The following is a 3,287-nucleotide window of genomic DNA, read 5'->3' on the forward strand; positions in this document are numbered from 1 at the left end:
CGCGGCCCGGCGCGGCGCCGGCACCGTGCTGGCCGCCCGGCGCCGGCCGGAGCTGGAGGAGCTCGCCGACGGGCTGACCCGGACGCCCCCGGCGGACAGCGGGGACGTGCCCCGGCACCACGTCGTCCCGGCCGATGCCGGGAGCCCCGACGGCGTCGCCGCGCTGGTGCGCCGCGCCCTGGACGCGGCGGGCCGGGTCGACGCCCTGGTGTACGCGGCGGGCGTGTTCGGGCTGGACCGGCCCTCGGCGGGCGGCGACCTGCCGGAGCGTTCCCTCGCCCTCAACCTGCACGGCTACGCCGAGTGCGCCGGGCGGCTCGTCCGTCACTGGATCCGGCACGGCGTCACCGGATCGGTGATCGGGGTCAGTTCGGTCGGCGCCTCCGCGGCGCTGGTGCGGCACATGGAGAGCTACGGCGCGGCCAAGGCGGCCATGGCGCACCACACGCGCTGCCTGGCCGTCACCGCGGGGCGCCACGGCATCCGGGCCAACCACGTGATCCCCGGGCTGATCCGCACGCCGATGTCGGACGTGGTGTCACCGGAGTTCGAGCAGTGCTGGCTGTCCCGCATCCCGCTGGGCAGGACCGGCCGCCCCGAGGAGGTGGCCGCCTGGACCGGCTACCTGGCCGGCGACGCGTCGGGCTACGTCACCGGGGCGGGCATCCGGGCCGACGGCGGATTCGGCCTGGCCGGGCTGCCTCCGCTCGGCCCGCCCGCCCGGGCGGAGTGACGCGGGCCGCGGAGCCCGCGGGCACGGCCGGGCCGGAGGGGCCGGCACGCCGGTGCGCCGGTGCGCCGCTCACCGGCCCGCCCCCGGCGACCGGTACCGGGCGTCCTGCCGGACGGCGGGCGGGCAGTACCGGGCCGCCCTGTACGGCCCGCGGCACGTCGGCTGGGATGGCACCGAGGACCGAAAGCACAGCGGGCCCAAGGGGAACGCCGCCGGTCCGGGCGCCGTCCGGCCGTAGGTCCCCCGGCATCCCGCCCCGTCGACCACGACTGTGGGGAACGCCATGGCAAGCACCGCGAACACCCCGGGCAGCGCCTACGACGACGTGTGCGTCACCGGCCTGGGTTTCATCCTCCCGGGCGCGGAATCCGTCGCATCCGCCTGGCGGCACCTGGCGCAGGGAGACCCCCAGATCAGCCGGCTCCCGCCGGAGCTCAGCGCCCGCAGCGGCATCCACGGCGGCGGCCGGATCAGCGACTTCGACTACCGCCGCCACCTGCCCGACCTGCCGGACAACTTCGCCAAGCGGTACAGCCGGGACATCCTGATGGTGCTGGCCGCGGTGGAGAACGCCCGCCGGGACGCCGGGCTGGACGGCCCGGACGGCGCCGGGCCCGACCGCACCGGGATCGTCGCCTCCAGCGCCCGCGGTCCCGCCGAGTGGTGGTACCAGATCGCCTCGGGCGAGGACCTCGGCACCGACTGGCCGCCGGTGTCCCCGGACCGCGCCATCCTGGCCTCGCTGGCCGGCACCCCGGCCACGCTCAGCGCCATCCGGCTCGGCGCCCGCGGTCTGGTGACCACCGTCAGCAACGCCTGCGTCGGCGGGCACCAGGCGGTCGCCCTGGCCGGCGACCAGATCCGGCGCGGCGCGGCCGACGTCATGTACGTCATCGGCTACGACCTGCCGCTGGTGCCCCCGGTGTTCCAGGTCTACGCGGCGCCGGGCAGCACCGTGCTCAGCCGGGAGCCGGAGGTCACCCGGGCGGTCAAGCCCTACGACCGGCGGCGGGACGGCTTCGTGCTGGGCGAGGGGGCCGTGGTGATGGTGCTGGAGAACGAGCGGCACGCCCGGGCGCGGGGCGCCCGGCCCTATGCCGCGCTGCGCGCCGCGCACAGCGTCAACGAGGCCGCCCACGCCACCCGCATGGACCTGTCCGGGCGGGCCACCGCCGCCATGATCGGCGAGCTGCTGGACGCGGCCGGCCGGGACCCGGGCGACCTGGACTACATCTGCGGCCACGGCACGGCCACCCGTTACAACGATGCCGCGGAGAGCCGGGCCCTGGCCCACCTCTACGGCGAGGAACGCTCCCAGTGGCCCCCGCTGGGCTCCAACAAGCCGATCTTCGGGCATCTGCTCGGCGCCGCCGGGCTGCTCAACTGCGCGGCGGTCGCGCTGATGCTGCGCCGTCAGTGCCTGGCCCCCACCGCCAACTGCGAGGAGGCGGACCCCGAGTGCGACCACGACCATGTGACCGAGGGCCCGCGCCCGGCGGTCCTGGACACGGCGATGTCGCTGGCGTTCGCCATCGGCAGCCAGAGCTCGGCCGTGCTGCTGGAGCGCGCCGCATGAGTTCCCCGGCCGGCCCGCCCGGGACCCCGGACAGCCTGGTCGCCGGGCATCTGCGGCCCGGCGAGCACCTGCACATCGCCTCCACCATGTCCCGCCCCAATGCCCTGGTGCTCGCCGCGGCCCGCGTCTTCGGCGGCCGGGGACGGTTCACGGTGAGCACCAACGCGCTGCACGCCGGTGTGCACGCCCTGGTGATGGCCGGTGCCGTACGCCACGCGATCACCGGATTCGCCGGGGACACGGTGCCGGCCTCGGCACCGAACCGGCTGTACCGGGACCTGCCCGACGGTGTCCCGTTCACCGTGGAGGAGTGGAGCCTGCTGACCCTGACGCAGCGGCTGTTCGCCGCCGCGGCCGGGCTTCCGGCCGCCGTCACCACCTCGTTGACCGGGTCCGACCTGCCGCACGGGCCGGTGGCCGGGGCGGCGGACGGCCCCGCGGAACCGGGCCGGTCCGGCCGCTGCGGTGCTGCCGGCGAGGGCCTGCTGCTGCCCCCGCTGCGGCCCGACGTCACGCTGCTCCACGCCCAGTGCGCGGACCGCCGCGGCAATCTCTACCTGGCCGGCCCGCTCGGAGAGGGTCCGTGGGGCGCCCTGGCCGCCCGCCGGGGGGTGATCGCCACCGTGGAGCGGAGGGTGGCCGGGCCGCCGGACGGCGCCGGCTGCTCGGTTCCCGCCGACCGGGTGCTCGGCCTCGCGGTGTGCCCCTGGGGCGCGCACCCGCAGGGCCTGACGCCGCTGCCGCGGGCCGGTGTCCCCGGCTATCTCGACGACTACCGCTTCCTCGCCGACCTGGCGGCGGCCTGCCGGACGCCGGAGGGTACGGCCGGCTGGTTCGCGGACTGGGTCTCGGGGGTGACCGGCCATCACGGCTACCTGGCCCGGCTGGGCAGGCGCCGCCTGGCCGGGCTGCGCCTGCCCGCCGGAGCGGCGGGACGCACCGGCCGCACCGGGCGGACCGGGCGGACCGGGCGGACCG

General features: G+C 77.3%; 3 protein-coding genes. All 3 read left to right on the forward strand.

The genetic code is table 11. The annotated features are described in order from the left end of the window. The coding region (locus GQS09_RS27660; RefSeq protein WP_165990260.1) for an SDR family NAD(P)-dependent oxidoreductase at positions 1–733 on the forward strand (733 nt) is incomplete at its 5' end. Between the two features lie 283 nt (positions 734–1,016). After that, positions 1,017–2,309, forward strand: a complete 1,293-nt coding sequence (locus GQS09_RS27665) for a beta-ketoacyl synthase (protein WP_165990261.1) — start codon at positions 1,017–1,019, stop codon at positions 2,307–2,309. Next, positions 2,306–3,287 (forward strand): CoA-transferase (locus GQS09_RS28835; RefSeq protein ID WP_279577808.1); only part of this gene is annotated, 982 nt, incomplete at its 3' end. The genes GQS09_RS27665 and GQS09_RS28835, both read left to right, overlap by 4 nt.

Origin of the sequence: Streptomyces sp. YIM 98790, from assembly GCF_011421595.1 — a bacterium.
Classification (GTDB): Bacteria; Actinomycetota; Actinomycetes; order Streptomycetales; family Streptomycetaceae; genus Streptomyces.

Excerpts from the sequence above, each read along its gene's own strand:
- GQS09_RS27665 (WP_165990261.1), top strand. The coding sequence starts at position 1,017 with ATGGCAAGCACCGCGAACACCCCGGGCAGCGCCTACGACGACGTGTGC.